Consider the following 23,580-nt stretch of genomic DNA (forward strand, 5'->3'; position numbering starts at 1 on the left):
CCCGCGTCACACATCCAATTCCGTGGCGAAAGCGGCGCGCTCCTGAATGAAGGCGAAACGCGCCTCTGGCTTGGCGCCCATCAGCCGCTCGACGCAATCGGCGGTCTCCTCGCGCTCGTCGCCGGCGATCACGACCTTGAGCAATGTGCGCTTCTTGGCGTCCATCGTCGTTTCCTTGAGCTGCGCCGGCATCATCTCGCCGAGGCCTTTGAAGCGGCTCGTCTCGATCTTGCCCTTGCCGGTCAGCACTTTCTTCACCAGCTCGTCGCGATGCGCGTCGTCGCGCGCATAGACGGTCTTGGCGCCTTGCGTCAGCTTGTAGAGCGGCGGCACGGCGAGATAGAGATGGCCGCCGTCGATGAGCTTGGGCATTTGCCGAAAGAAAAAGGTGATGAGCAACGACGCGATATGCGCGCCGTCGACATCGGCGTCGGTCATCACGATGATCTTGTCGTAGCGCAAATCCTCGTCGCGATAATGCGAGCCGATTCCGCAGCCGAGCGCCTGCACCAGATCGGCGAGCTGCTGATTGGCGGCGAGCTTCTCGCGCCCCGCCGAGGCGACATTGAGAATCTTGCCGCGCAAAGGCAGCACGGCCTGGCTGGCGCGGTCGCGCGCGGCCTTGGCGGAGCCGCCAGCGGAATCGCCCTCGACGATGAAAATCTCCGAGCCTTGCGATGACGTATTGGTGCAATCGGCGAGCTTGCCCGGCAGGCGCAATTTGCGCGTCGGGGATTTCCTGGCCTGCTCCTTCTCGGCGCGTCGGCGAAGCCGCTCCTCGGAGCGCTCCACCGCGAAATCGAGGAGCTTGGTCGCCTGCGACGGCGCGCCGGCGAGCCAATGGTCGAAAGCGTCGCGCACCGTCCCTTCGACGAGGCGCGAAGCCTCGACATTCATCAACCGCGTCTTGTTCTGGCCCTGGAATTCCGGCTCGCGAATAAAGACGGAGATCATCGCCGCCGACTGGCCCATGAGGTCCTCGGCCGTCACATTGGCGGCGCGCTTGGCCTGGCCGATGCGCTCGGCGTGATCCTTCAAGCCGCGCAGCAGAGCGAGGCGAAAGCCCGCCTCATGCGTGCCGCCGTCCGGCGTCGGAATCGTGTTGCAATAGGAGTGGGAAAAACCGTCCTCATTGGAGAACCAGGCGATGGCCCATTCGAGCGAGCCATGGCCGCCCTCGCGCTGCACCTTGCCGACGAAGGGCTGATCGGCGACCAGCTCCTTGCCCTCGGTCTCGCGCGTGAGATAATCGCGCAACCCGCCGGGGAAACGCAGCACGGCCTCGGCCGGCACATCCGAGCCCGGCTCGATCAGCGCCGGAGCGCAATGCCAGCGAATCTCGACGCCGCCGAAGAGATAGGCCTTGGAGCGCGCCATGCGGAACAGCCGCGCCGGGCGCCAATGCGTCGCCGGGCCGAAGATTTCCGCGTCCGGCTTGAAGCGCACCTTAGTGCCGCGGCGATTGGCGATGCGGCCGAGCTTTTCAAACTTGCTGGCGACGAGGCCGCGCGAGAAGACCTGACGATAGAGCTGCTGCTCTCTGGCCACCTCGACCTCAACCCTCTCCGACAGGGCGTTGACTACGGACACGCCGACACCATGCAGGCCGCCGGAGGTTTGATAGGCCCCCGAATCGAATTTGCCGCCGGCGTGCAGCATGGTCATCGCGACTTCGAGCCCGGTCTTGTCCGGAAACCGCGGGTGTCGATCGATCGGAAAACCGCGGCCATTATCCACGACGGTGAGCCAGCCCCCCGGCTCGAGCGTCACCTCTATGAAGCTGGCGTGGCCGGCGACGGCCTCGTCCATCGCATTGTCCAGCACCTCGGCGAAGAGGTGATGCATGGCGGCCTCGTCCTTGCCGCCGATATACATGCCGGGTCGCCGCCGGACCGGCTCCAGCCCCTCGAGCACCTCGATAGAGGCGGCGTCATATTCCGCCGGCGCCTTGGGCGCTTTCGCGGCGGGAGCGGCGGCGGCGGGCTTGCGCGGAGCACCGCCGAAGAGATCATCGGATTTGGCCATGGAGGGATTTTAGCGATTCGCGAGGGGGAGCGCGAGGGGGTATGAGAACATACAATGAACTTCTTTGAATTGGGACGTCCGCCTATCTCGCGCTCTGCCTGTTCCAGCCGACCAGAACGAAAGCTGCGCCGGACCTGGAGAAGAATCGGGTTGAGGTTTCCTCATCCTGAGGAGGCGGCGCAGCCGCCGTCTCGAAGGACGAGAAAACCGTCAGCGCCGCCTTCTGGAGATCGCCCTCGTGCTTCGAGACGGTCGCTTCGCGACCTCCTCAGCATGATGGCGAGGGGGATTGCCCTTCGCGCGCCCGCCTCACCCAGCAATTGATCGAAAATCTCCCAGCGGCAAATGCGCTCGCGCAGCGCGTCGGCCGCACCTCGTGAAACGCGGCGGAGGGAAAAGCGACGAGACGATCATAGACCGGCGCTATGTCCGCAAAGCCGTCCAGCGAAAAGAGCCGCAGCGCGCCGCCCTCGAAACGCTTGGGCAGCGCGTGAAAATAATAGACGAGCGTGAGCGCCCGCACGCTGTCGTGTCCGTCTGGCCGCGGCGGCGCATCGGCGTGGCGCTTGAAGAAGCCGCCATCGCCATAGCGCACCATCTCGATCTCTTTTTTCGTTTCGGACGGCAGACAAACATTCAGCTCGCGCGTCAAACGCGCGAGAACCACATCGACCGATGCGGCGAAAGCCGCGCGCAGCGGGCCGAGCTCGAGAAGATGCGAAGAATCGCGCACCGACGTATCGACGCGCGCCTCGCGCTCGGCTGTATAGAAACGCGATTGGTGAAATTCGCTCTCATGCTCCAGCGCGAATTGCATCAGCTCGCCGGCGCGCGCCGCGCCGAGAAAGCCGTCGATGACGACATGCGCAGGCGTGGCGGCGGCGGTCATAGGCGCATCCATTGCGGCGACAGAAGCGCTCGATAGAGCACAGAAAGCCGCACCTTAAAAAGCCGCGCCGCGCTCAGCCATGCAAAGCCGCGAAACGCGCCTTTCGCTCGGCGAAACGCGGCGATACGAACTCGACCAGCGCTGCGCCCGCCATCTCTGGACGCCCGCTGTCGAAAGGCGGCGCCGGCGCATATTCGATCGACAATTGGATCGCGCGCGCGACCTGCTCGCCAGCGATATCGGCTGCGAGCGTCAAAGCGAAATCAATGCCCGCCGTCACGCCGCCGCCGGTGACGACACGGCCGTCACGCACGACGCGCGCGGCGTCTGGAACGGCGCCGAACAATGGCAGAAGATCGCGCCAGGCCCAATGGCAGGCGGCGCGCTTGCCGCGCAGCAGGCCTGCGGCGCCGAGCAGCAGCGAGCCGTTGCAGACCGAGGTCACATAGCGCGCGCCTTCCGCGAGCCGCGCGATCTGCTCGAGAAATTCGCGATCGACCGACGCCGCCTCGACGCCGGGGCCGCCGGGAACGCAGAGGAGATCGCAGCGCTCCACGCCGGCGAGCATGCGCGTCGAGCCGAATTCGAGTCCCGTGTCCGAAGCGACGCCGCCGCCCTCGCGCGAGGCGACGACGACCTCCGCGCCGGTCAGCCGCGACAGCACCTCGAAAGGCCCGGTGAAATCGAGCTGGGTGAGACGCGGAAAAATCGCGAAGACGATGCGAAAGCTTTGGTCGGACATTGCGAGCCTCCCCTTGTTGACGAAGGCAGAGTAGCGCCGCTAGGCTCTGTCTCAAATGACGGTTTTCCAACTTTTTCGGACAGAGCCATGAGCGCGCGGATCATCGCTCTGCTGATCTTCGAGGATTTTCAGATTCTCGACGCCGCGGGTCCGATCGCCGCATTCGAGATCGCCGCGCGCATCGTCCCCGGCGCCTATGCGATACGGACCATCGCCGCCGCGCCCGGCCTCGTGCGCTCCTCTTCCGGCGTCGCCATTGCAGCCGCGGGCTTCGCCGCGGCGCGACGCTGCGACACGCTGCTGATCGCCGGAGGCCTCGGCACGCGCGGCGCCGCCACGGACAAAGCAACGCTCGCTTTCGTCGCCCGCGCAGCGACGCGCGCGCGACGTGTGGCGAGCGTGTGCTCGGGCGCCTATGTGCTGGCGGCGGCCGGGCTGCTCGACGGCCGCAGAGCCACGACGCATTGGAGCCGCAGCGGCGATTTTCAGCGACGTTTTCCGAAGGTTCGGCTGGAGCCGGATTTGATCTTCGTACGCGACGGGCCGATCTGGACCTCCGCCGGAATCACCGCGGGGATCGATCTCGCGCTGGCGATGATCGACGACGATCTCGGCGAGGATATCGCGCGCGCCGTGGCGCGGCAGCTCGTCGTCTATCATCGGCGCCCCGGCGGCCAATCGCAATTTTCCGCGCTGCTGGAATTGGAGAGCCGGCAAGACAAATTCGCGACGCTGCTGCGCTGGGCGAGCGAGCGTCTGCAACATCGCCTCACCGTGGAGGAGCTTGCCGAGCAGGCCGCGATGAGCCCACGCAATTTCGCGCGCGCCTTCTCCCGCGCGACCGGCGCGACGCCGGCCAAGGCGATCGAGCGCCTGCGGCTCGACCGAGCGAAGAGCGCGCTGGAGAGCGGCGCCGACGCGATCGAGCAAATCGCGCGCGACAGCGGCTTTCGCGATCCAGAACGAATGCGACGGGCGTTTCTGCGCGTTTACGGGCAGCCGCCGCAAGCGTTTCGGCGTGGGGGGCGGAGCCGGGCATGATTTTGTTCCACACGTTTGGGGCGGCTGATATATTTCCGCGCACTGACCTTGATGACCTTGGGATCGTTCGAATGGATGAAAAGGCATTTTCTGCGGCAATCGAGAAATTAAATCATGCTAATAGAAAGCTCAGGGATATGGAAGCGGCCAAAACTTTAGATCAACTTGCTTTGCTCTGGGAAGAATTTCTGATAGCGCAGAATGGCGTGTACACACGCTTAAAAAAGGCGACCGAGCTTGGAAGCGCCAAAGGCTGGTTTGACAGAATATCAAACGAGCGTAGTTCAGATGAGCTATTGAGATACCTTCTGCACGCCAGAAACGCAGCGGAACATGGAATTGAAAGGATTACCAGTCAGGAACCAGGAAACGTGACGCTTAACAGCGAACCAGGAAAACCTCTGCATATCAAACGTCTTGAAATACGATCTGGCCATGATGGCATGAGAATAATTGGAGATAGGGAAACGCTTAGCCAACTCCGTATTGGCTTTACCCCCGGTGAAGTGCGGCTAATAGCGGTTAAAGATCGTGGCATCATTTATCTACCGCCGAACATGCACTTTGGAAAACCGATCCAGAACGTCAGTCCCGTCGTATGTGCGAATTTAGGAATCGCTTACCTGACGTCAAAGGTCTCTGAGGCAAGAGCAAATTGGTTCCAGAACTCGCTACCGCCGTCCTGAACGATGGCGACCCGGAAAAATGCGCCGACGCTCGGACTCGAACGAACAGCTTCCATTCGCGCACCCTGCAGCGAGGCATCGAACTGGCGGAAGTGGTGTCCGCCGAACTATCGATCCATCGCGTCTCACTGAAAATCACCCTGACGCAATAAGCCAATGAAATATTGGATTATCTGTTTCATGGCGTCTTCCCATGAGTCACGCTATCGCTTATAAGCGCAGTCCATAAGTGGGGCCGGTAGTGGGGCCAAATGTGGGCGGGGCCGATGGCTCGGGCAAGAAATAAGCTAACGGCGCGGCAGGCGGCGGCGCTCACAAAGCCGGGCCGACACTCGGACGGCGGCGGGCTCTATCTGGTCATCGACGGCGAGGGCGCGGCCATGCGCCGACGCTGGCTCTATCTCTTCCCCTGGAGCGGGAAGCGTCGAGAGATGGGCCTCGGCGGCTTCCCTGCGGTCTCGCTCGCCGACGCCCGCAAGGCTCGCGACGACGCCGAGCACGTTGCCCGAGAGGGCCGAGACCCGATCGCGGCGCGCGACCAAAGTCGGGAAGTTCCTGCCAGCAAGCCGACCTTTGGGGAAGTCGCTGATGCGCTCATTGCCGCCAAAGAGGGCGAGTGGCGCAATTCCAAGCATCGCGAACAATGGAAGATGACGCTCCTCAAATATGCCGCGCCGCTGCGTACGCGCCCGGTCGACGAAATCGACACGGCAGCCGTGCTCGACGTGCTGAAACCCTTGTGGACGGCAAAGCCGGAAACCGCGTCCCGCCTTCGCGGCCGGATCGAGGCCGTTCTCGATGCCGCCAAGGCTCAGGGCCAGCGCTCCGGTGAAAACCCCGCCGCATGGCGCGGCCACCTGTCTCACCTTCTTCCGAAGCGCCAGAAGCTCTCGCGCGGCCATCACGCCGCAATGGCCTACGCCGATATGCCGGCGTTTATGGCCAGCCTGCGCGGTCGCGACGCGATGGCGGCGCTGGCGCTGGAGTTCTGCATTTTGACCGCGACGCGCTCGGGGGAAACGCTCGGCGCGCAGTGGTGCGAGATCGACACAGAGAAAAAGGTCTGGACCGTTCCGGCCAAGCGCATGAAGGCCGCACGCGAGCATCGCATACCATTGTCGGATCGCGCCTTGGCGATCGTGAAAACGCTCGAAGAGGGAAAGGCCGGAGACTTCGTGTTCCCTGGACGGAAGGCAACCCGTCCCCTTTCGAACATGGCAATGGAAATGATGCTGCGCCGTATGAAGGTCGAAGACATAACAGTCCACGGATTTCGATCGGCGTTCCGCGATTGGGCTGGAAACGAAACCCATTTCCCGCGCGAGATTGCGGAAGCGGCGCTTGCGCATGTCGTCGGCGACAAGGCAGAACAAGCATATCGGCGCAGCGATGCGCTGGAAAAGCGCCGAGCGCTCATGGCCGCCTGGGCGAGCCATTGCGAGCCGAAGACGGGCGGCAACATTCTGAAATTCGAGAGATCGAGCGGCAATCCAGCCGCTTGAAAGTGACCGAACAAGATGTTCGCGCATCTGGCGCAATGGCGATAAATCCGCTGGAGCTCGCCTGCAAGGACTACTTCGCGCATCTGACGACGCGCCATTTCATCGAGAAGGCGGCGAAAAGCGACATCAAGATACCGATCGTCCGCATGGAAGCGTCGAGCCAGAAGGCGGCACGGGGCGTCCATATCGACGATCTTGCGAATTGGATCGACGCTCAGCGCGAGGCTGCGACGAAAGAGCTGAAGGCGATGACAAGCTAATCTCCGCAGCAGCACGACGCGACCAGATCGACCAACTGGGCACGGAGCGAACCCGCTTCCGTGCCCAGACTGCTTTTGAGCCGCAGATACGCACATCGCGTCCATCGTCGGCTTGCGCGCTGAGGAAGGGCAACTGATTCGAGGCGGCACAAAAAGACACGCCAAGGCCTTCTTGGATATTTTCAAATATACGAAAATCAAACGACCGGAACATGCAGCATTTTTGTTTTGCCAGATTGCGCGTTGTTTCGCGACATTTCAGCGAAGTGCAATTTTATGCTTTGAGGAACTCTCAAATCGAGTGACCATGCCTGCGATCAAATGATCAAGCAGTTTCTCCATAGCTCGCAGGAGACGATAGATGACTGACAACAACACCGCCCGCAAACTCGTCCCGATCCCCGAAGCCCGCGCGCAGCTCGGCGGCGTGAGCCACGCGACTATCTATCGTTGGGCACGCCGTGGCCAAATCAACTTTGTTCGCATCGGGGGTAGGACGTTCGTGAGCGCCGCAGAGATCGCGCGTCTGGCGCGTGGCGACGAGCCCGCTCAGGCCGCCTAAATGCAAAAACGCCCGCTGGGGGCAAAGCCAGCGGGCGCTTACGATTTATGATGCAGGGCAGAGAAATGAATATCGAATGCTCTAATTTCCGTCAAGCTGCCGAACTGCGACGCCGCGCCTTCACAATTTTTGCAGCGACCCCGCGCCTGCATGAGTGCCAAGACGCAATCGACTCGACGGTCAGCAAAACCTTTAATCGCTTGAGGCTCCTCGAACGAGGCCGAACTCCGGGCATGAATGACGAGCCTTTCGAGCATCGTCGATTTTCACGCCTCTCTTTCGAAGAGCGTGAGCGCATCGCCGCCGAAATCTATCTCGCCGTCGATGATTGCGGCTTATCACTCGACGACGCCGAGGATGTAATAGTTGGTGTCCTTATCGCGGTCCTTCACTGAGGAGGACGGCGTGCTCGCTTCGGATATCGACGTTTTCGATCCGCTCGCCTATGCGCCGCCGACCTCTGCGCTCGACGAGCTGCGCGCTATTCCGCACTGGGTCTCGTGGAAATATTTCCATCGACCCGGCGCGCCGAAGCCGACCAAGCCGCCCGTCGATCCGAACACGGGCGGCGCTGGCAATCACAGCGATCCGAAGACCTGGGCGGCCTACGAGAAGGCGTGCTGGCGCACGCGCATCGCGCGCCTCGCTGGCGTCGGCTTCGTTCTCACGGATGGCGACGGGCTCACTGGCATAGACCTCGACGCCTGCAGAAACGTCGAGACTGGCGAGCTGGAGACGTGGGCGGCCGAGATCGTCGAGCTTGCGGAAACCTACGCCGAGGTCAGCCCGAGCGGCACAGGCGTCCGCCTCCTGGCCAGAGGGAAAGTCGAGAGCACGACGAAATGCGATCCGGCGCATGTCGAGATTTACGGCTCGCATCGCTATCTGACGATCACCGGCAACCACATCGAGGATACCCCAGAGGATATCCGCCCTGCCCCGCAGACGATCGAGCGGCTGCTCGCGCGCGTCGCGGCGCACGCTCCTCAGCCAGCGCCAGAGCGCAAGCCTGCGGTGATCCGAGCGGCCGAGAAGCTGCCGGCCGGCGACGGCAAGAGCTTCTTCCGCGCGGTGAATGAGCGCGCGCTCGCCAATCTCGACCTGTGGGTCACGGCGATCTTCCCGCGCGCCACGAAGCAGGGATCGGGCGGGTTCAGGGTCAAATCGAAAGACCTCGGCCGCGATTTGCAGGAAGACATAGGCTTTGACCCAGGCGGGATTATCGACTTCGGCGTGGCCGACATGGGTGACCCGAACCACGGCAAGCGCACGGCCATCGACATGGCGATCGAATGGGGTGGGGCCGAGGATGCGACCGCCGCAGCGCACTGGCTCTGCGACAGGCTCGGCGTGACGCCGGAAGCGCTCGGCTGGCGCGACGAGCAAGCGGAGATCGCGGCGCTTGCCGCAGAGATCGGGCGCACCTTGAACCAGGATGGCGCGGTCGAGCCAGGAATGGCAGCCGGCGCGCCTTTGAACCGGCGGGCGCATGATATTCCAGTCATTCGCGCCACGCCCTTTCGCTGGCCAGACTGCTCTTCGATACCCCCGCGCGAGTGGGTCTATGGCGACCATCTCATCCGAGGATTTGTCTCCGCCACGGTGGCTCCGGGCGGCGTCGGCAAGTCTTCTCTGCTCTTTGCCGAGGCGGCGTCCATGGCGAGCGGACGCGCATTGCTTCACGGCGTCGCGCCAGCCACTCCGCTGAACGTATGGATTTGGAACGGCGAAGACCCGACGGTCGAACTCGAACGTCGACTTTCGGCAACGATGAAGTTCTACGGAATTCGGCGGCAGGACTGTCAGGGGCAACTGTATATCGACTCCGGTCGCGAAATGAAGATCGTGATCGCCGAGACGCAAAAGTCTGGAACGGTCATAATCCGTCCGGTTGTCGATGCGATCAAGGCGGCGATCATCGAACATAAGATCGACGTGGTTGTCATCGACCCGTTTGTGTCGAGCCATCGGGTCCCGGAAAACGACAATACGTCGATCGACGCCATAGCACGCGAGTGGGCCGACATAGCCGACAAGACGAATTGCGCCATCGAGCTTGTTCACCATGTCAGGAAGGTCGGCGACGTCGAGGTAACGGTAGAGATGGCGCGTGGAGCCTCGGCTCTGATTTCGGCGGCGCGCAGCGCTCGCGTTCTCAACCAGATGACATCCGACGAAGGCGAAAAGGCAGGCGTCGAAAATCGACGCCTTCATTTCCGCGTCAATAGCGGAAAGTCGAATATGTCGCCGTCATCCGAGAAGGCCACATGGTTCCGCATGTGCTCTGTCGATTTGGATAACGGCGGTCAGCTACCGTTCGGCGACTCAATCGGAGTTGTGACGGCGTGGAGGTGGCCCGATCCTCTCGACGACATAACGGCAAGAGACCTTATCGCCGTTCAGAGTGCTATTTCCACGGGCGAATGGCGCGAGAATTCGCAGGCGAAGGATTGGGCCGGACACGCCGTCGCAGACGCTCTCAAGCTCGACGTGGGAAATAAGCAGTGCAAGTCCAAAATCGCCGGGCTTCTCAAAATATGGATAAAAAACGGCGCGCTGGTCGTCATCAGGCGGCCTGACAAGAACGGCGACGAACGACCGTTCATCGAAGTCGGGAGGCCAGCCGATGAATGATCGCGATCGGCTTACCCGCACCTTCAAAGGTGCGGTGCGGATATGTGCGGAAGGTGCGGGTTTTTGACCGCCCGCGCTACCCGCACCCGCACCCCCTTATAGGGGTGTGGGGTGCGGTGCGGGTAAGAAACCCAGGATCGAGAGTCGAGAGTGAGGTGCGGGTGCTGCACGGGTTCGACGCCCATGCGGCGGAAGACACGAAAACGAGAGGAGCGATGATATGGCCCGCGATGACCTTAATGCAAAACAGCGTGCTTTCGTTTTTGAATATCTTGTCGATTTAAACGCCACTCAAGCGGCCATCCGAGCCGGATACTCCAAGCGCACGGCGCGGCAGATCGGCGAGGAAAACCTGACTAAACCGTCCATCAAGGAAGCCCTGGCAAAAGCGATGTCCGAACGCGAATGCCGCACAAAAATAAGTCAAGATAGGGTGCTGATCGAGCTGGCTCGACTTGCGTTCTTTGATATCGGTAAAGCTTTTACTACCGATGGCACCTTGCGGCCTATTCACGAGATCGACGAAGATACTCGTCGCGCGCTCATTGGGCTCGAAATCGTGGAGCTGCGCGCCGCCGATGACGCGCCGGCAGGCACGCTCAAGAAGGTCAAGCTCGCGAACAAGATCGAAGCGCTCGACAAGCTCATGAAGCACCTGGGCATGTTCTCGCCTGTGCGTGTGAAGTTCGACGATCCTATCAGCGTGCTCGTCAAACAGGTGCAGGGCTCGTCTTTCAAGACGACCGAGACGAATGAGCAGCCGGCCGCGCTGGTTCAAGGAGACGGCAACTGAAAACGAATATCGGGCCTACCGACGAAAGCAGCCCGTGCCACAGTAGCCGAACTTTGCGGCCGCCCCGCGTCTCCGCCGCGCCCAAAACCCCACACCGGCCGCCGCTCTCCGCGGGATCGAGCGTCGGAGGCGCGATTTGACGACTCGCCCGCTTTCATGAAAAGTTGCTCAGAGGCGTCTCAGTCGTCACAACAGCCTCAATGAGATCAATCACTTCGTTTATCGAACACCCAATGGAATCACTCGATGGCGGGCGCGCGTAACGGTGGGGGCGACCTCGATTTCGAGGCGGAGCTTTTCAAGGCGGCCGACAAGCTGCGGGGTAATCTGGAGCCCTCGGAATATAAGCACGTCGCCCTCGGCCTCATCTTCCTCAAATATATCTCCGACGCTTTCGAGCTTCAGCACGCCAAGCTGCAGCAGGAGGAATTCGCCGATCCCGAGGACCCGGAGGAATATCTCGCCGCCCGCGTCTTCTGGGTGCCGGAGATCGCCCGCTGGTCCTATCTGAAGGCCAACGCCCGCGCCCGCGACCTGGAAATCGATGATCCCGCCACGGGCAAGCCGCGCCGCGTCGACATAGGCGGGCTCATTGACGCCGCCATGGAGGCGATCGAGCAGGCGAACGAATCGACGCTTCAAGGCGTCCTGCCCAAGGATTACGGCCGGCCGGCGCTCGACAAGCAGATGATCGGCGATCTCGTCGAGCTGTTCTCCGACATCGGCATGCATGAGGAGGGTGAGGAAACCAAGGACCTCCTCGGCCGCGCCTATGAATATTTCCTCTCGGGCTTCGCGGGGGCGGAGGGGCGGCGCGGCGGCGAGTTCTTCACGCCGCGCTCGGTCGTGCGCGTGCTCGTCGAGATGCTGGAGCCCTATAAGGGCCGCGTCTATGATCCCTGCTGCGGCTCGGGCGGCATGTTCGTGCAATCGGAGAAATTCGTCGACGAGCACGGCGGACGGCTCAACGACATTTCCATCTATGGGCAGGAGCGCAACAACACCACATGGCGCTTGGCCAAGATGAATCTCGCCGTGCGCAGCATAGACGCGGACATCAAATGGAACAATGAAGGCTCCTTCGTCCGCGACGAATTCTCCAACGTGAAATTCGACTTCATCCTCGCCAATCCGCCCTTCAACGTCTCCGATTGGTGGCGCGCCAGCCTCGAGGAGGATATTCGCTGGAGCGCCTTCGGGACGCCGCCGCAGGGCAACGCCAATTATGCGTGGCTGTCGCATATCTATCACCACCTCGCGCCGCGCGGGACGGCGGGCGTGGTGCTCGCCAATGGCTCCATGTCCTCGCAGCAATCGGGCGAGGGCGACATTCGCAAGCGAATGGTCGAGGCCGACGCCATCGACTGCATGGTGGCCCTGCCGGGCCAGCTCTTCTTCTCGACGCAGATTCCCGCCTGCCTGTGGTTTCTCGCGCGCAACAAGAGCGCCAACGGCCACAGGGACCGGCGCGGGCAAATCCTCTTCATCGACGCACGCAATCTCGGCCGCATGATCGACCGCACGCGGCGGGAGTTCTCGCCGGAGGATATAGAGAAGATCGCCGGAACCTATCACCGCTGGCGCGCCAAGGGCGGGGATTGCGGGCTTTATGAGGATGTGCCGGGGTTTTGCAAATCGGCGACCGTGGAGGAGATCGCGAAGCATGGGTTTGTGCTGACGCCGGGGCGGTATGTCGGGGCGGCGGATGTGGAGGACGATGGTGTTCCGTTCGAGGAGCGGATCGGGTCGTTACGGGCGGAGTTGGAAAAGCATTTCACGGAGGGGCGTGATCTCGAAAGAAGGATCATTGAAGCTTTGGGGCGTGTAAATGCCTCCGCTTGACTGGCGCGAACTCCGAATAGGTGACCTTGTTGCTTCTGGAGCCTTGTTGGTTTCGGACGGGTATCGAATGAAAAACGAGGAACTTGCAATAACTGGTATCCCGTTCGTTCGTGGAGGGGATATCGAAGGCGGTTGGATCAACACCAACACGACGGATCATATCAGGGCAGATTTGATCGAGAAAATTCGATCGAAACTGACTAGACCAGGAGATACGGCCTTCATCACGAAGGGAACCGTAGGGCGAGCCGGATTTCTACGAGAGGGACAACCTCCTGTCGTTTTTGCGCCTCAAGTCGCATATTGGCGATCGCTAGACCCGTCCAAATTAGCGCCTCGATTCTTATACTATTTGATGAAGAGTTCGGCTTTCATTGCCGCTCTCGACGCAGACAAAACGCATGGCGCGATGGCTGCCGATTATGTGAGCATTTCGCAGCAACTCAATTTTCGATTCATCTTTCCGCCTGTGCGCGAGCAACAAGAGATTGCCTCCGTTCTGGGCGCCCTCGACGACAAGATCGAACTGAACCGGCGGATGAACGAGACGCTGGGGCAAATGGCGCAGGCGATTTTCAAGGATTGGTTCGTCGATTTCGGCCCCGTCCGCCGCAAGCAGCAAGGCGCGACCGATCCCATCGCCATCATGGGCGGGCTCGTGCAGAATGCGCACCGCGCGGCGGAACTCGCAGCGCTTTTCCCGGAGTTGCTTGGCGGTGATGGTTTGCCGGAAGGATGGACAAACCAAGCAATCGGAGCCCTTGTCGAGACTGTCGGCGGCGCAACTCCGAGCACTTCAGACGCTTCGCTGTGGGAGGCTGGTGAGCATTTTTGGGCGACACCGAAGGACTTATCAACCAATTCGGACCCGGTCTTATTCGCGACGGAACGACGAATCAGTAGTGCGGGTCTCGCTCGTATCTCATCGGGCCTGCTGCCTGTAGGAACAGTCTTGCTCTCTTCGCGCGCGCCGATTGGATACTTGACCATTGCACAAGTTCCCGTTGCGATAAACCAGGGTTTCATCGCGTTGAAACCAAACAGCGCCCTGGGAAGCTCTTTCCTATACCTATGGTGCAAAGCGAATATGGACAAAATTATAGCCAACGCGAATGGCTCGACGTTTCAGGAAATCAGCAAAAAGAATTTTAGACCGATCGCGAGCCCGTTTCCCGATAAAATGGAAGTGTTGCAGGCGATAAACGGCTTGATCGACCCATTGTTTGCGCGCATCGCGGGTTCTGTGGCCGAGACGCGCACCCTCGCCGGAACCCGTGACTACCTTCTTCCGAAACTCATGTCAGGCGAAGTGCGCGTGCGCGACGCCGAATCCTTCTTGTAAGGCGTTGAATTATGGAATATTTTCGTCAACGCTTTAAAGACAGTCTGGACCAGAATTGGCCGGTCAGGATTGGCGAGTTTAGTTGGCCGAGCGCTGATGTTTTTGAGGCGATGGCCGGAGGCGATTATGAGGCCTCTTTTTCAGAGTGGGTCCAGCGCCAAAAGCAGGAAGCAAAAGATCGAGCAAAAGAGTTTCTCGAAGCAACCCGGTGCCTGGAACGATTTCGTACTCTTACGCACCGATTCAAATCCGGGCATGTAATCCCATTTGTCGGAGCAGGTCTCTCGATACCCAGCGGCTTTCGACCGTGGGGCGCGTTCTTGATTTCATTGTTGGCAGATGCGCCTCAGCTTAGAAGGCAGGTTGATCTATTACTATCGCAAGGTCATTACGAAGAAGTCGCCCAACTTGTCCACGACACGTTAGGGGCCGGCGTTTTTGCAGAAGAGATTCACAATCAACTAGGCAGTCATTACCGTACGGTCCTCGGCCCTGTCGCGCTTTTGCCACATCTGTTCCGGGAAGAAGTAATCACGACAAATTTTGATTACGTGCTGAAATACGCCTACACAAACGCTGAACTCCCTTTTTCAAATGATTTTTGCGGACGCCGATTGAGAGAGGCGAGGCAGAGGATCGGCAATGAGCCACACAGTCTGTTACGCCTGCACGGCGAAGCCGACGTAGAAGATGGTCGAGTGTTGACGCAGCGCGAATATGATGACGCTTATAATGGCAGTGTGACGCTGACGAACATTCTCGGCGGTCTTTTGGGGGCCAGAAGCCTCCTTTTCATGGGCAGCAGTCTGCAATCTGACCGGACTTATTCGGCTTTATGCGACTTGAAAGCGGCGGCGAGCGACTCTCCGACAAGGCATTACGCATTCTTGCCGTGCCCAATAGATGACGAACGCGGTGCGCGGCGTGCCTTTCTCGCGAACGCTGGAATCCACCCGATTTACTATCCTGCAGATGATCACGATGAGCGAATTGAAGACTTGCTCGTCACGCTTATGGAAGGAGGCGTAGATGACTGATCGCTCGGTCTCCGGCTTCTCCGAAGCCCATGTCGAGCACGCCGGCATAGAGACGCTGAAATCGCTCGGCTGGAATTATTTCCACGGCGGCGATATTTCGCCGGAAGGCGTGGCGCCGCAGCGCCCGACCTTTCGCGAGGCCATTCTCGTCAAGCGCCTCGAATCCTGCGTCGCCGGCATCAATCCGACCATTCCCGAGGAGGCGCGCGCCGCCGCGATCCGCAAAATCCTCGCCGCCGAGACGCCCGATCTCGTAGAGGAGAACCGCCGCCTGCATCGGCTCGTCACCGAGGGCGTCGATGTCGAATATAAGGACAAGGGCCGCATCGTCAGCGCCAAAGTCTGGCTCGTCGATTTTTCCGACCCCGCGGCCAATGACTGGCTCGTCGTCAATCAATTCACCATGATCGAGAAGCGCAACAATCGGCGCGCCGATGTCGTGCTCTTCGTCAATGGCCTGCCGCTCGCCGTGCTGGAGCTGAAAAATCCCGGCGACGAGACTGCGACGCTCGGCGCCGCCGTCCGCCAGATCGAGACCTATAAGGAGCAAATCCCCTCGCTGTTTCGCGCCAATGGGGCGCTCGTCGTCTCCGACGGCGTCAGAGCGCGCATCGGCTCGCTGACGGCCGATGAAGAGCGATACATGCCATGGCGCACGGTGAACGGCGAGGATTACGCGCCGCCCGGCGCGCCCGAGCTGGACACGCTGCTGCGCGGCGTCTTCGACCATCGCAATTTTCTGGACCTCCTCCGCGACTTCACCGTCTTCGGCGATAAGGGCGAAGGGCCATTCAAGATCATCGCCGGCTATCACCAGTTTCATGGCGCGAAGAAAGCCATAAGGCACGCGGTGGAGGCCTCGCGTCCCGATGGCGACCGCAAGATCGGCGTCATCTGGCACACTCAGGGCTCGGGCAAGAGCTTTCTGATGGCCTTTTTCGCCGGCCTCGCCGTGCGCTCGCGGGAGTTGGCCAATCCGACGCTCCTCGTGCTGACCGACCGCAATGACCTCGACGACCAGCTCTTTGCGACCTTCAGCCTGTGCCGCGACCTCATTCGCCAGACGCCCGAGCAGGCGACGAGCCGCGAGGATTTGAAGCGCCTTCTCGACCGCTCGGCCGGCGGCGTCGTCTTCACCACCTTGCAGAAATTCTCGCCCGCGCCCGGCGAGGAGAATTTCCCGCTGCTCACCGACCGCCGCAATGTCATCGTCATCGCCGACGAGGCGCATCGCAGCCAATATGGGCTCGACGCGCGGTTGAACACGAAGACGGGCCTCCGCCGCTATGGCTACGCCCATTATCTGCGGCAGGCCTTGCCCAACGCCTCCTTCATCGGCTTCACGGGAACGCCGGTCGAAGGGGAGGACCGCAACACGCCGGCGATTTTCGGCGACTATATCGACATCTACGATATTTCCCGCGCGGTGGAGGATCGCGCGACCGTGCCGATCTATTACGAGAGCCGCGTCGCCCGCATTCAGCTCGACGAGGAGGAGAAGCCGAAGATCGACGCCGAAATCGAGGAGATGCTCGAAGACGAGACGCTGACCGAGGCGGAGAAGTTCAAGGCGAAATGGTCGACGATCGAGGCGCTCGTCGGCTCCGACAAGCGGATCGAGCAGATCGCTGCCGACCTCGTGCGGCATTTGGAGGCGCGCCTCTCGGCCTTGCAGGGCAAGGCGATGGCGGTTTGCATGAGCCGCCGCATCTGCGTGAAGCTCTATGACGAGATCATCGCGCTCCGGCCGGACTGGCATTCCGACGACGACGCCGAGGGCGCTGTGAAGATCGTCATGACGGGCGCCGCCTCCGATCCGCTCGCATGGCAAAAGCATATCGGCGGGAAGCGACGACGCGATGCGCTCGCCAAGCGCGCGCGCAACCCCGACGATCCGCTGAAGCTCGTCATCGTGCGCGACATGTGGCTCACCGGCTTCGACGCGCCTTGCATGAACACGATGTATATCGACAAGCCGATGCGCGGCCATGGGCTCATGCAGGCCATCGCCCGCGTCAATCGCGTGTTTCGCGACAAGGAAGGCGGCCTCGTCGTCGACTATATCGGCATAGCGCAGAATCTTCGGAAAGCGCTCGCCGATTACAGCGATTCCGATCGCGACAAGACGGGCGTCGATGAAGAAGCCGCCGTCGCAAAAATGCTGGAATGCGTCGAGCGCATCCGCGGCGTGTTTCACGGTTTCGACTATGCGGATGGCCTGGCCGGAGCGCCGCAGCAACGCCTCGCGGCGCTCGCAGGCGCGATCGACTGGGTCTTGAAATGGCAGGAGAGCGAAGCCGCCAAAAAGACCAGCGACGAGGACAAAAAGCGCGCTCATCGCGCCTATCAGGACATGACGCTGGAGCTGACAAAGGCCTATTCGCTGTCGTCAGCGAACGACGCCGCGGCGGAGCTTCGCGACGAGGTCGGCTTCTTTCAGACCGTGCGCGCCGCCATCGCCAAGACGACTTTGCGCGGAGAAATCGGCAAGGCCGAAAGAGCGCTCGCCGTCCAGCAGCTCATCGACCGCGCCATCGCCTCCTCGGAAGTCGTCGACATTCTGAAGGCGGCGGGCCTCTCCTCCCCAGACATATCGATCCTCTCGGACGAGTTCTTGGCCGAAATTCAAGGCATGAAGCGCAAGAACCTCGCGCTGGAGGCGCTGAAGAAGCTCTTGAACGGCGAGATCGTGAGTCGCTCGAAATCCAATCTGGTCGAGAGCCGCAAGTTCTCCAAGCGCCTCGAGGAGGCCGTCGCCCGCTACCACGTCAACGCGATTTCGGCGCTCGAATTGATCAATGAATTGATCGCGCTCGCCAAAGACATGCAGGCGGCGCGTGTGCGCGGCGAAGAGATGGGCCTCTCGCCGGAAGAGAAGGCCTTCTATGAGGCGCTCGCCGAGAATGAGAGCGCCGTTCAGGCCATGGGCGACACGAAATTGCGTGTGATCGCGCATGAGCTGCTCGAAAGCCTGCGAAAGAATGTGACCGTCGATTGGGCGAAGCGCGAAAGCGCGAGAGCGAATATGCGCGTTCTCATAAAGCGTATATTGAAGAAATACGGCTATCCGCCAGACCTCGCCGACGAGGCGGTTCAAACAGTGATTGCTCAGGCGGAGAACTTGCTGCAGGAAATCGTATAGCGTTTGAAGCCCTCCGACGTCGGAAAATTTTTGGAATTTAGCAGGTCTCTGCTCCGCTACCATTCTCTCTGAGCTCTATTGCTTTTATCAATTCGTCTGCGGCGTGACTGAGCACGATTTCCTCCAATTGGGTGTAAAATGGAGCCTTAATATCGATTACAGGTGTTGGCTGTGCATCACCCGTCGTCCGACCAAATTGGATGAATTCGCCGTGTTCGCCTTTGCGTTTTTCTCGTTCGAATAATTCGCGATAGCGTCGAGGCGTCACGCCGTGAAAATGCTCAAATACGACTGTAGGAAAGCCAGAATATGAACCTCGATCTTCGCCCTCGATTTCCAACGCGTCACAGTGCAGTTCAGAAGCGAGACTCTTAGGATAAGGCTCAAGGAAAATGACCTTCTTTATCCCGGATGCGATAATGTGCTTTGCACACATATGACAAGGAAATGTCGTGCAATAAAGCACCGCATTTTCAAGAGCGCGACCGACACGTGCTGCATCGCAGATTGCCGACATTTCTGCATGAACAATTCGACCATATTCGAGGGCGCCCATGAACTGCGAGTCTCGGATACTCTTTTTTGCCGCAAGTTCGCGGGCATCAATATCTGGTCTATCCGTTTCAGTTTTAATCAAACCTATCAGCTCGGCAAGCAATTCCTGTTTGCGTTTATCATTCGAATCAAAACCGCGTTTATATTCACGATCATCGATTTCCTCATGGGGCCAATAAGAGCCTCCGCCTGCTTTTGGGACCTCATTTGATCCAAGCGCTATCACCTCGCCCTTTACACCAAAAATTGCTGCACCAACTTGTCGTGAGAGGTCTAGGCTTTGCATGGCCGCCGCCTTCGCGACAAACAGACCGTACTCCGTCCGCGTTGGCGATGTGGCGTTCGACGAAAAAATCAGATCGCAAAATCTCTCAACCTGCTTGTCGGTGCCACCGGCTCGATCGTCGAGACTGATAATAAAATCGGCATCATGAAATATTTTTCCGACTCTCTGCCCGTGGCCAACGCCACGCTCATCTTCGTCTCGCTGGATAAGCGCTTCTGCGCCGCTGCGATAACTCCGTGCATCTGCAGAGTTTTCGCTATTCGCAAATTTCCGTGAAAGATAGTCGACGCGAGCGCCTCGCCTCGAATAAATCGATACCTGAAAAAAAAGACGCCCGTAGACCGAACGCAAAAGCTCAATTTCCTCCTTGCGCTTAAATTGATGCATCAAAAAAACGGTCTTGCTGAATTTAGCATCATCGGCACGATTGAGACGAAGGCGCTGGCGAATAACTCGGCAAATTGCCGAAACCGCAAGGGTTTCATCGCCGAACGTTGCGCGGAGCTGATTTCCATACGCGATGTGCGTCTCATACCGCTTTTGCAGCGGGCGCTTAAGGAGCGGCTTTTCAGGCGCATGATATGTTGCGAAGGCCGGGAAAATATCGGTGACCTTAATCTCAACGACGTCATATTTTCTGGCCTCGAAATAGGATTTGAACGATTGCAATGTGTCGCTTATGTCAGCGCCAATCGGCGCAACGAAGCCGAAAAAAAGCTCAGGGAACGGAATTCGCGGTATTGAATTTTTCATTATATCCCCGTTAAAAAAGCTGAAGCGAGCTTTTTCCGATTCACCCGTTGAGACCGCGGCGCATGGCAAAAACGCAATCGACGGCAAAAACGCCACAGCAGATCAGGGCCGGCACTGAGAAGCTGATTAATCGGCATCGGGCCAGCGTTCAAGGCTGGCTTTCGGCGCATCATCCGGGCGTCACGATAGGCGACCGGAATTCGACGTCGACCTCCCAGGCCGGCGATCTCGGCACCGTGCCGCAAAAGGCGCGCAATTAGGATTTGAAAAGTCGTTAGGCACGGGGTCAAGAACGCTGGACATTACCAGTGTTGACCGAACGGCCCCCTTCAACCACCAAATCAACTTCCGTCACCATCTGAAGCGTTGAGGGATGCTATCCCTGTTTCGCGATTCCTGGTCGCTCAAGCCAGGAGGAAGTTGATCGGCGAAGCGCCGATCTCGGGAGGCGGGAGCGTCCTTGGCGCATTACGCCTCAGCGCGTCTCACCAAATCTCAAGCCGAAAGTGGGGCCTAAAGTGGGGCCAATTTCAAAATATCTCACAAACCATTGATTTTAAATCATCACTGGCGGAAGGGGTGGGATTCGAACCCACGGTGAAGTTTCCCCCACGGCGGTTTTCAAGACCGCTGCCTTAAACCACTCGGCCACCCTTCCGAACCCGGAGCCGGACCGGACTCGCGGCGAAGCCTATCGCTTCTCTATGACCGCGCGTCAACCGGCCGCGCGCGTCTAGCGGAACCAGACATAGACGATCGCCGCCGCCAGAGCCAGGACGAGGCCGATCGCCGTGTTGCGCAGAAAGCCGCCTTCGAACTCGTCCATTCCGTCTTCCCTTCTCGCCCTCGCGGCGATTCGACGCATTTCTAAAACTGCATCCAACGCTGAGAATAGTCGATGAGGGCGGTTAATTCCCAGGGGCCGCTCTCGGTTGGGAGCCCGGCGCAGGCCGGGCTCTTTTTCTTTCCGCGAGGGGCGCCCGCGGCGCCTCGCCCGCCGCGGCGCTATGCGCTAAGGTCCGCCGCCGCTCGGAAAGACCACATGCCTCTCTATTTCGCCTATGGCGCCAATATGGACGTCGCCGCAATGGCCGTCCGCTGTCCCCATTCGCGGCCGCTCGGCCTCGGCCGGCTGGCGCGCTATCGTTTCACCATTTTGGAGACGGGCTACGCCACTGTCGTGCCCGATGCGCGGGCGCAGGTCCATGGCCTGCTCTATGACCTCGCCGTGGCGGATGTGCCGGCGCTCGACCGTTACGAGGAGATCGGCCGCCGGCTCTACCGCAAGGTGGTGCAGCCGGTGCTGCGCGCGCCGGTGGGCTCGGCGCGGGCGCTCGTCTATATCGGAACCGCGACGCGCGAGGGGCTGGCGGCGCCGGGCTATGTCGAGAATATCGTCGCCTCGGCGCGCGCGCTCGGCCTGCCGAGCGCCTATATCGCCTTTCTGGAGAGCCATGCGCCCAATGCGCAGCAGAGGATGAGCCGAAGATGAGCGCTTTTCCCGTTCCCACCGTCCATACGCTGGCCGAGCTGCGCGAGCGCGTCGCGCAATGGCGCGCGCGCGGCGAGCGCGTCGGCTTCGTCCCCACCATGGGCGCGCTGCACAAGGGCCATCTCGCTCTGGTGGAGGAGGCGCGCCGGCGCGCCGATCGCGTGATGGTCTCGGTCTTCGTCAACCCGACGCAATTCGGCGCAGGCGAGGATTTCGACCGCTATCCGCGCACGCTCGCGGCCGATGTCGAGAAGCTCGCGAGCGTTGCGGCCGATCTCTGCTATGCGCCGGCGGTGGAGGAGATGTATCCGCCGGGCTTTTCCACCACGGTCGCGGTGGGCGGGCCGGCGGTCGCCGATCTCGAGGATCATTTCCGGCCGACGCATTTCGCCGGCGTCGCGCTCATCGTCGCCAAGCTGCTCAATCAGGCCGATTGCGACGTCGCCGTCTTCGGCGAGAAGGATTATCAGCAATTGCTGGTGATAAAGCGCCTGGCGCGCGATCTCGATCTGCGCGCGGAGATCATCGGCGCGCCCACTTTGCGCGAGGCGGACGGCCTCGCAATGTCCTCGCGCAACATTTATCTCTCTGCCGAGGAGCGGCGCATCGCGCCGGCGCTGCATCGCGCGCTGAACGAGGCCGCGCAGCGCATCGCCGCGGGCGAGCCGATCGGCCATGTGATGGCGGAGGCGCGCGAGCAGATCGCCGCCAAAGGCTTCCTCATCGACTATCTCGAGGCGCGCCACGCGCAGACTCTGGCGCGCGTCGCCCGCCGTCACGAGGGACCGATCCGCCTGCTTGTCGCGGCGAAGCTCGGCGCGACGCGGCTCATCGACAATATCGCCGTGGAGGCGGCGCAATGAGCGAGAGGCGCCGCGTGTTCCGCATCATCGTGCGCGGGCGCGTGCAGGGCGTCGGCTTTCGCGCCTTTGTGGCGCGGGAGGCCGGGCGCCTCGCGCTCGCCGGCTGGGCGCGCAATTGCGACGATGGCGCGGTGGAGATCGTCGCCGCCGGGCCGCAGGGCGCGCTGCAAGCGCTGGTGGAGGCGGCGCGGCGCGGACCGCCCGCGGGACGCGTCGACGATCTGCGCGCGGAAGAGACGAACGAGGCCGCTCTCGTCGAGCGGCGCGGCGATTTGGAGTTCTAAAAGGCGTGCGGCTCGAGAGCGACGACGATTTCGACGCGCTGGCGGCGGCTTTCGCCGATCTGGCGACCCGCGCCGGCGCCATTGCGATGGGTGTTCTCGCCGCGCCGACGATCGACGCGCGCGCAAAGAAGGATGCGAGCCCGGTCTGCGAGGCGGATGAGAGGATCGAGGCCTTTCTGACGCCGCGTCTCGCCGAGCTGCTGCCCGGCCTTCCCATCGTCGCGGAAGAAGCCGCCGCCGCGGGCGCCGATTTCGCCCGCGCCGAGACTTTCCTGCTCGTCGATCCGCTCGACGGCACGCGCGAGTTTCTGGCGCGCAGCGGCGAGTTCACCGTCAATATCGGCCTTATCGTCGCGGGCGCGCCGCGCGCCGGCGCGGTCTATGCTCCGGCGCTCCGGCGATTATGGTTCGCCGGCGCGCGGGCCTTCGGCGCCGAGGCTGCGCCCGGCCTGCCGGCGCCGCCGCGCGCGGCCTGGCGCCCGTTGCGCGTGCGCGCCCTACCGGCCGAAGGGCCGACGGCACTGGTCAGCCGCTCGCATCTCGACGCGGCGACCACGGCCTTTCTGGAGACGCATCGCGTCGCCGCGACGCGCGACGTCGGCTCCTCGATCAAATTTTGCCTTCTGGCGGAGGGCGCGGCCGATCTCTATCCGCGCTTCGGCCCGACAATGGAATGGGACACGGCGGCCGGCGACGCCGTGCTGCGCGCGGCCGGCGGCGGCGTCATCGATCCCACGGGCCGCCCGCTTCTCTACGGCAAGGCGGGCGAAGCCTATCGCAACGGGCCTTTCATCGCTTTCGGCGATCCCGCCGCCGCAAGACTTTATTAAGAACGCAGCGAGATTCTTCC

Annotated in this window: 22 protein-coding genes and 1 tRNA gene; 17 read left to right on the forward strand and 6 right to left on the reverse strand. The window is 61.2% G+C overall.

Annotation, left to right across the window (positions count from 1 at the left end; all coding sequences use genetic code 11):
• Positions 1 to 6 precede the first annotated feature (6 nt).
• The 3 genes from parE to METLW3_RS0116125 form a co-directional block, all read right to left on the reverse strand.
• Positions 7 to 2,025 (reverse strand): DNA topoisomerase IV subunit B, encoded by a 2,019-nt coding sequence (parE, locus tag METLW3_RS0116115; RefSeq protein ID WP_024880894.1) that lies wholly within the window; start codon positions 2,023 to 2,025, stop codon positions 7 to 9.
• Between the two features lie 268 nt (positions 2,026 to 2,293).
• Positions 2,294 to 2,914, reverse strand: a complete 621-nt coding sequence (locus METLW3_RS26975; protein ID WP_024880895.1) for a 2OG-Fe(II) oxygenase — start codon at positions 2,912 to 2,914, stop codon at positions 2,294 to 2,296.
• Positions 2,915 to 2,987: 73 nt separating this feature from the next.
• Positions 2,988 to 3,656 carry a DJ-1/PfpI family protein gene (locus tag METLW3_RS0116125; RefSeq protein WP_024880896.1) on the reverse strand — a complete coding sequence of 223 codons (669 nt, stop codon included), beginning with the start codon at positions 3,654 to 3,656 and terminating at the stop codon, positions 2,988 to 2,990.
• Between the two features lie 99 nt (positions 3,657 to 3,755).
• On the opposite strand from METLW3_RS0116125, the gene METLW3_RS0116130 reads away from it, so the two are divergent.
• From METLW3_RS0116130 to METLW3_RS28325, 6 genes are all read left to right on the forward strand, one after another.
• Positions 3,756 to 4,697: a GlxA family transcriptional regulator gene (locus tag METLW3_RS0116130; protein WP_024880897.1), complete on the forward strand. Its 942-nt coding sequence runs from the start codon at positions 3,756 to 3,758 to the stop codon at positions 4,695 to 4,697.
• Positions 4,694 to 5,383 carry a hypothetical protein gene (locus METLW3_RS28320; RefSeq protein WP_157516583.1) on the forward strand — a complete coding sequence of 230 codons (690 nt, stop codon included), beginning with the start codon at positions 4,694 to 4,696 and terminating at the stop codon, positions 5,381 to 5,383. Before METLW3_RS0116130 ends, METLW3_RS28320 begins: the two co-directional genes overlap by 4 nt.
• Before the next feature lie 251 nt (positions 5,384 to 5,634).
• A complete protein-coding gene (locus tag METLW3_RS0116140) occupies positions 5,635 to 6,885 on the forward strand; it encodes a site-specific integrase (protein ID WP_245267380.1) in 1,251 nt (416 codons plus the stop codon).
• Between the two features lie 2 nt (positions 6,886 to 6,887).
• Positions 6,888 to 7,145: a pyocin activator PrtN family protein gene (locus tag METLW3_RS0116145; protein WP_036309725.1), complete on the forward strand. Its 258-nt coding sequence runs from the start codon at positions 6,888 to 6,890 to the stop codon at positions 7,143 to 7,145.
• A 361-nt stretch (positions 7,146 to 7,506) separates the two neighbouring features.
• The gene (locus METLW3_RS0116150) at positions 7,507 to 7,707 is read left to right on the forward strand and encodes a helix-turn-helix domain-containing protein (protein ID WP_024880900.1); all 201 of its coding nucleotides are present in this window, start codon (positions 7,507 to 7,509) and stop codon (positions 7,705 to 7,707) included.
• Between the two features lie 47 nt (positions 7,708 to 7,754).
• The gene (locus METLW3_RS28325) at positions 7,755 to 8,102 is read left to right on the forward strand and encodes a hypothetical protein (protein WP_157516584.1); all 348 of its coding nucleotides are present in this window, start codon (positions 7,755 to 7,757) and stop codon (positions 8,100 to 8,102) included.
• Here METLW3_RS28325 and METLW3_RS28330 read toward each other — a convergent pair.
• Positions 8,083 to 8,688 (reverse strand): hypothetical protein, encoded by a 606-nt coding sequence (locus METLW3_RS28330; RefSeq protein WP_157516585.1) that lies wholly within the window; start codon positions 8,686 to 8,688, stop codon positions 8,083 to 8,085. The genes METLW3_RS28325 and METLW3_RS28330 overlap by 20 nt on opposite strands.
• Positions 8,689 to 8,721: 33 nt before the next feature.
• Here METLW3_RS28330 and METLW3_RS27600 point away from each other — a divergent pair, with 33 nt between their 5' ends.
• From METLW3_RS27600 to METLW3_RS0116195, 6 genes are all read left to right on the forward strand, one after another.
• Entirely contained in the window at positions 8,722 to 10,341 is a 1,620-nt protein-coding gene (locus METLW3_RS27600; RefSeq protein ID WP_245267381.1) for an AAA family ATPase, read from the forward strand.
• 220 nt (positions 10,342 to 10,561) lie between these two features.
• Complete coding sequence (locus tag METLW3_RS27605; protein ID WP_084484852.1) at positions 10,562 to 11,134, forward strand: terminase small subunit; 573 nt, start codon at positions 10,562 to 10,564, stop codon at positions 11,132 to 11,134.
• A gap of 246 nt (positions 11,135 to 11,380) precedes the next feature.
• Positions 11,381 to 12,976 (forward strand): class I SAM-dependent DNA methyltransferase, encoded by a 1,596-nt coding sequence (locus tag METLW3_RS0116175; RefSeq protein WP_024880903.1) that lies wholly within the window; start codon positions 11,381 to 11,383, stop codon positions 12,974 to 12,976.
• Entirely contained in the window at positions 12,963 to 14,318 is a 1,356-nt protein-coding gene (locus METLW3_RS27610) for a restriction endonuclease subunit S (protein WP_036308960.1), read from the forward strand. The genes METLW3_RS0116175 and METLW3_RS27610 overlap by 14 nt, the downstream gene beginning before the upstream one ends.
• Positions 14,319 to 14,329: 11 nt before the next feature.
• Positions 14,330 to 15,355 (forward strand): SIR2 family protein, encoded by a 1,026-nt coding sequence (locus tag METLW3_RS27615; protein WP_084484853.1) that lies wholly within the window; start codon positions 14,330 to 14,332, stop codon positions 15,353 to 15,355.
• A complete protein-coding gene (locus METLW3_RS0116195) occupies positions 15,348 to 18,497 on the forward strand; it encodes a type I restriction endonuclease subunit R (protein WP_024880905.1) in 3,150 nt (1,049 codons plus the stop codon). The genes METLW3_RS27615 and METLW3_RS0116195 overlap by 8 nt, the downstream gene beginning before the upstream one ends.
• Positions 18,498 to 18,534: 37 nt before the next feature.
• Here the strand turns inward: METLW3_RS0116195 and METLW3_RS27620 are convergent, their stop codons facing one another.
• On the reverse strand, positions 18,535 to 20,091 hold the full coding sequence (locus METLW3_RS27620) for an anti-phage dCTP deaminase (protein ID WP_084484854.1): 1,557 nt from the start codon (positions 20,089 to 20,091) through the stop codon (positions 18,535 to 18,537).
• A gap of 62 nt (positions 20,092 to 20,153) precedes the next feature.
• Here METLW3_RS27620 and METLW3_RS0116215 point away from each other — a divergent pair, with 62 nt between their 5' ends.
• A complete protein-coding gene (locus METLW3_RS0116215) occupies positions 20,154 to 20,351 on the forward strand; it encodes a hypothetical protein (protein ID WP_024880909.1) in 198 nt (65 codons plus the stop codon).
• 308 nt (positions 20,352 to 20,659) lie between these two features.
• Here the strand turns inward: METLW3_RS0116215 and METLW3_RS0116220 are convergent.
• A tRNA-Ser gene (locus tag METLW3_RS0116220) sits at positions 20,660 to 20,749 on the reverse strand.
• 384 nt (positions 20,750 to 21,133) lie between these two features.
• Between METLW3_RS0116220 and METLW3_RS0116230 the strand changes: the two genes are divergently transcribed.
• From METLW3_RS0116230 to cysQ, 4 genes are read left to right on the forward strand one after another with little or no spacing between them, the layout of a single operon-like run.
• Entirely contained in the window at positions 21,134 to 21,583 is a 450-nt protein-coding gene (locus tag METLW3_RS0116230; protein ID WP_024880910.1) for a gamma-glutamylcyclotransferase family protein, read from the forward strand.
• Complete coding sequence (gene panC / locus METLW3_RS0116235; RefSeq protein WP_024880911.1) at positions 21,580 to 22,446, forward strand: pantoate--beta-alanine ligase; 867 nt, start codon at positions 21,580 to 21,582, stop codon at positions 22,444 to 22,446. Before METLW3_RS0116230 ends, panC begins: the two co-directional genes overlap by 4 nt.
• The gene (locus METLW3_RS0116240) at positions 22,443 to 22,730 is read left to right on the forward strand and encodes an acylphosphatase (protein ID WP_024880912.1); all 288 of its coding nucleotides are present in this window, start codon (positions 22,443 to 22,445) and stop codon (positions 22,728 to 22,730) included. Before panC ends, METLW3_RS0116240 begins: the two co-directional genes overlap by 4 nt.
• Before the next feature lie 5 nt (positions 22,731 to 22,735).
• Complete coding sequence (cysQ, locus tag METLW3_RS0116245; protein WP_024880913.1) at positions 22,736 to 23,560, forward strand: 3'(2'),5'-bisphosphate nucleotidase CysQ; 825 nt, start codon at positions 22,736 to 22,738, stop codon at positions 23,558 to 23,560.
• Positions 23,561 to 23,580: the final 20 nt, after the last annotated feature.

This window comes from Methylosinus sp. LW3, from assembly GCF_000527115.1.
Lineage (GTDB): Bacteria > Pseudomonadota > Alphaproteobacteria > Rhizobiales > Beijerinckiaceae > Methylosinus.

What these genes read in the sequence shown, in the direction of transcription:
- METLW3_RS0116240 (WP_024880912.1), top strand. Translation starts at nt 22,443, where the DNA reads ATGAGCGAGAGGCGCCGCGTGTTCCGCATCATCGTGCGCGGGCGCGTG.
- METLW3_RS0116150 (WP_024880900.1), top strand. Translation starts at nt 7,507, where the DNA reads ATGACTGACAACAACACCGCCCGCAAACTCGTCCCGATCCCCGAAGCC.
- METLW3_RS0116140 (WP_245267380.1), top strand. Translation starts at nt 5,635, where the DNA reads ATGTGGGCGGGGCCGATGGCTCGGGCAAGAAATAAGCTAACGGCGCGG.
- METLW3_RS27620 (WP_084484854.1), bottom strand. Translation starts at nt 20,091, where the DNA reads ATGAAAAATTCAATACCGCGAATTCCGTTCCCTGAGCTTTTTTTCGGC.
- METLW3_RS0116175 (WP_024880903.1), top strand. Translation starts at nt 11,381, where the DNA reads ATGGCGGGCGCGCGTAACGGTGGGGGCGACCTCGATTTCGAGGCGGAG.
- METLW3_RS27615 (WP_084484853.1), top strand. Translation starts at nt 14,330, where the DNA reads ATGGAATATTTTCGTCAACGCTTTAAAGACAGTCTGGACCAGAATTGG.
- METLW3_RS0116230 (WP_024880910.1), top strand. Translation starts at nt 21,134, where the DNA reads ATGCCTCTCTATTTCGCCTATGGCGCCAATATGGACGTCGCCGCAATG.
- METLW3_RS26975 (WP_024880895.1), bottom strand. Translation starts at nt 2,914, where the DNA reads ATGACCGCCGCCGCCACGCCTGCGCATGTCGTCATCGACGGCTTTCTC.
- METLW3_RS27610 (WP_036308960.1), top strand. Translation starts at nt 12,963, where the DNA reads ATGCCTCCGCTTGACTGGCGCGAACTCCGAATAGGTGACCTTGTTGCT.
- METLW3_RS0116125 (WP_024880896.1), bottom strand. Translation starts at nt 3,656, where the DNA reads ATGTCCGACCAAAGCTTTCGCATCGTCTTCGCGATTTTTCCGCGTCTC.
- parE (WP_024880894.1), bottom strand. Translation starts at nt 2,025, where the DNA reads ATGGCCAAATCCGATGATCTCTTCGGCGGTGCTCCGCGCAAGCCCGCC.
- panC (WP_024880911.1), top strand. Translation starts at nt 21,580, where the DNA reads ATGAGCGCTTTTCCCGTTCCCACCGTCCATACGCTGGCCGAGCTGCGC.
- METLW3_RS0116195 (WP_024880905.1), top strand. Translation starts at nt 15,348, where the DNA reads ATGACTGATCGCTCGGTCTCCGGCTTCTCCGAAGCCCATGTCGAGCAC.
- METLW3_RS27605 (WP_084484852.1), top strand. Translation starts at nt 10,562, where the DNA reads ATGGCCCGCGATGACCTTAATGCAAAACAGCGTGCTTTCGTTTTTGAA.
- METLW3_RS28325 (WP_157516584.1), top strand. Translation starts at nt 7,755, where the DNA reads ATGATGCAGGGCAGAGAAATGAATATCGAATGCTCTAATTTCCGTCAA.
- METLW3_RS0116215 (WP_024880909.1), top strand. Translation starts at nt 20,154, where the DNA reads ATGGCAAAAACGCAATCGACGGCAAAAACGCCACAGCAGATCAGGGCC.
- METLW3_RS28320 (WP_157516583.1), top strand. Translation starts at nt 4,694, where the DNA reads ATGATTTTGTTCCACACGTTTGGGGCGGCTGATATATTTCCGCGCACT.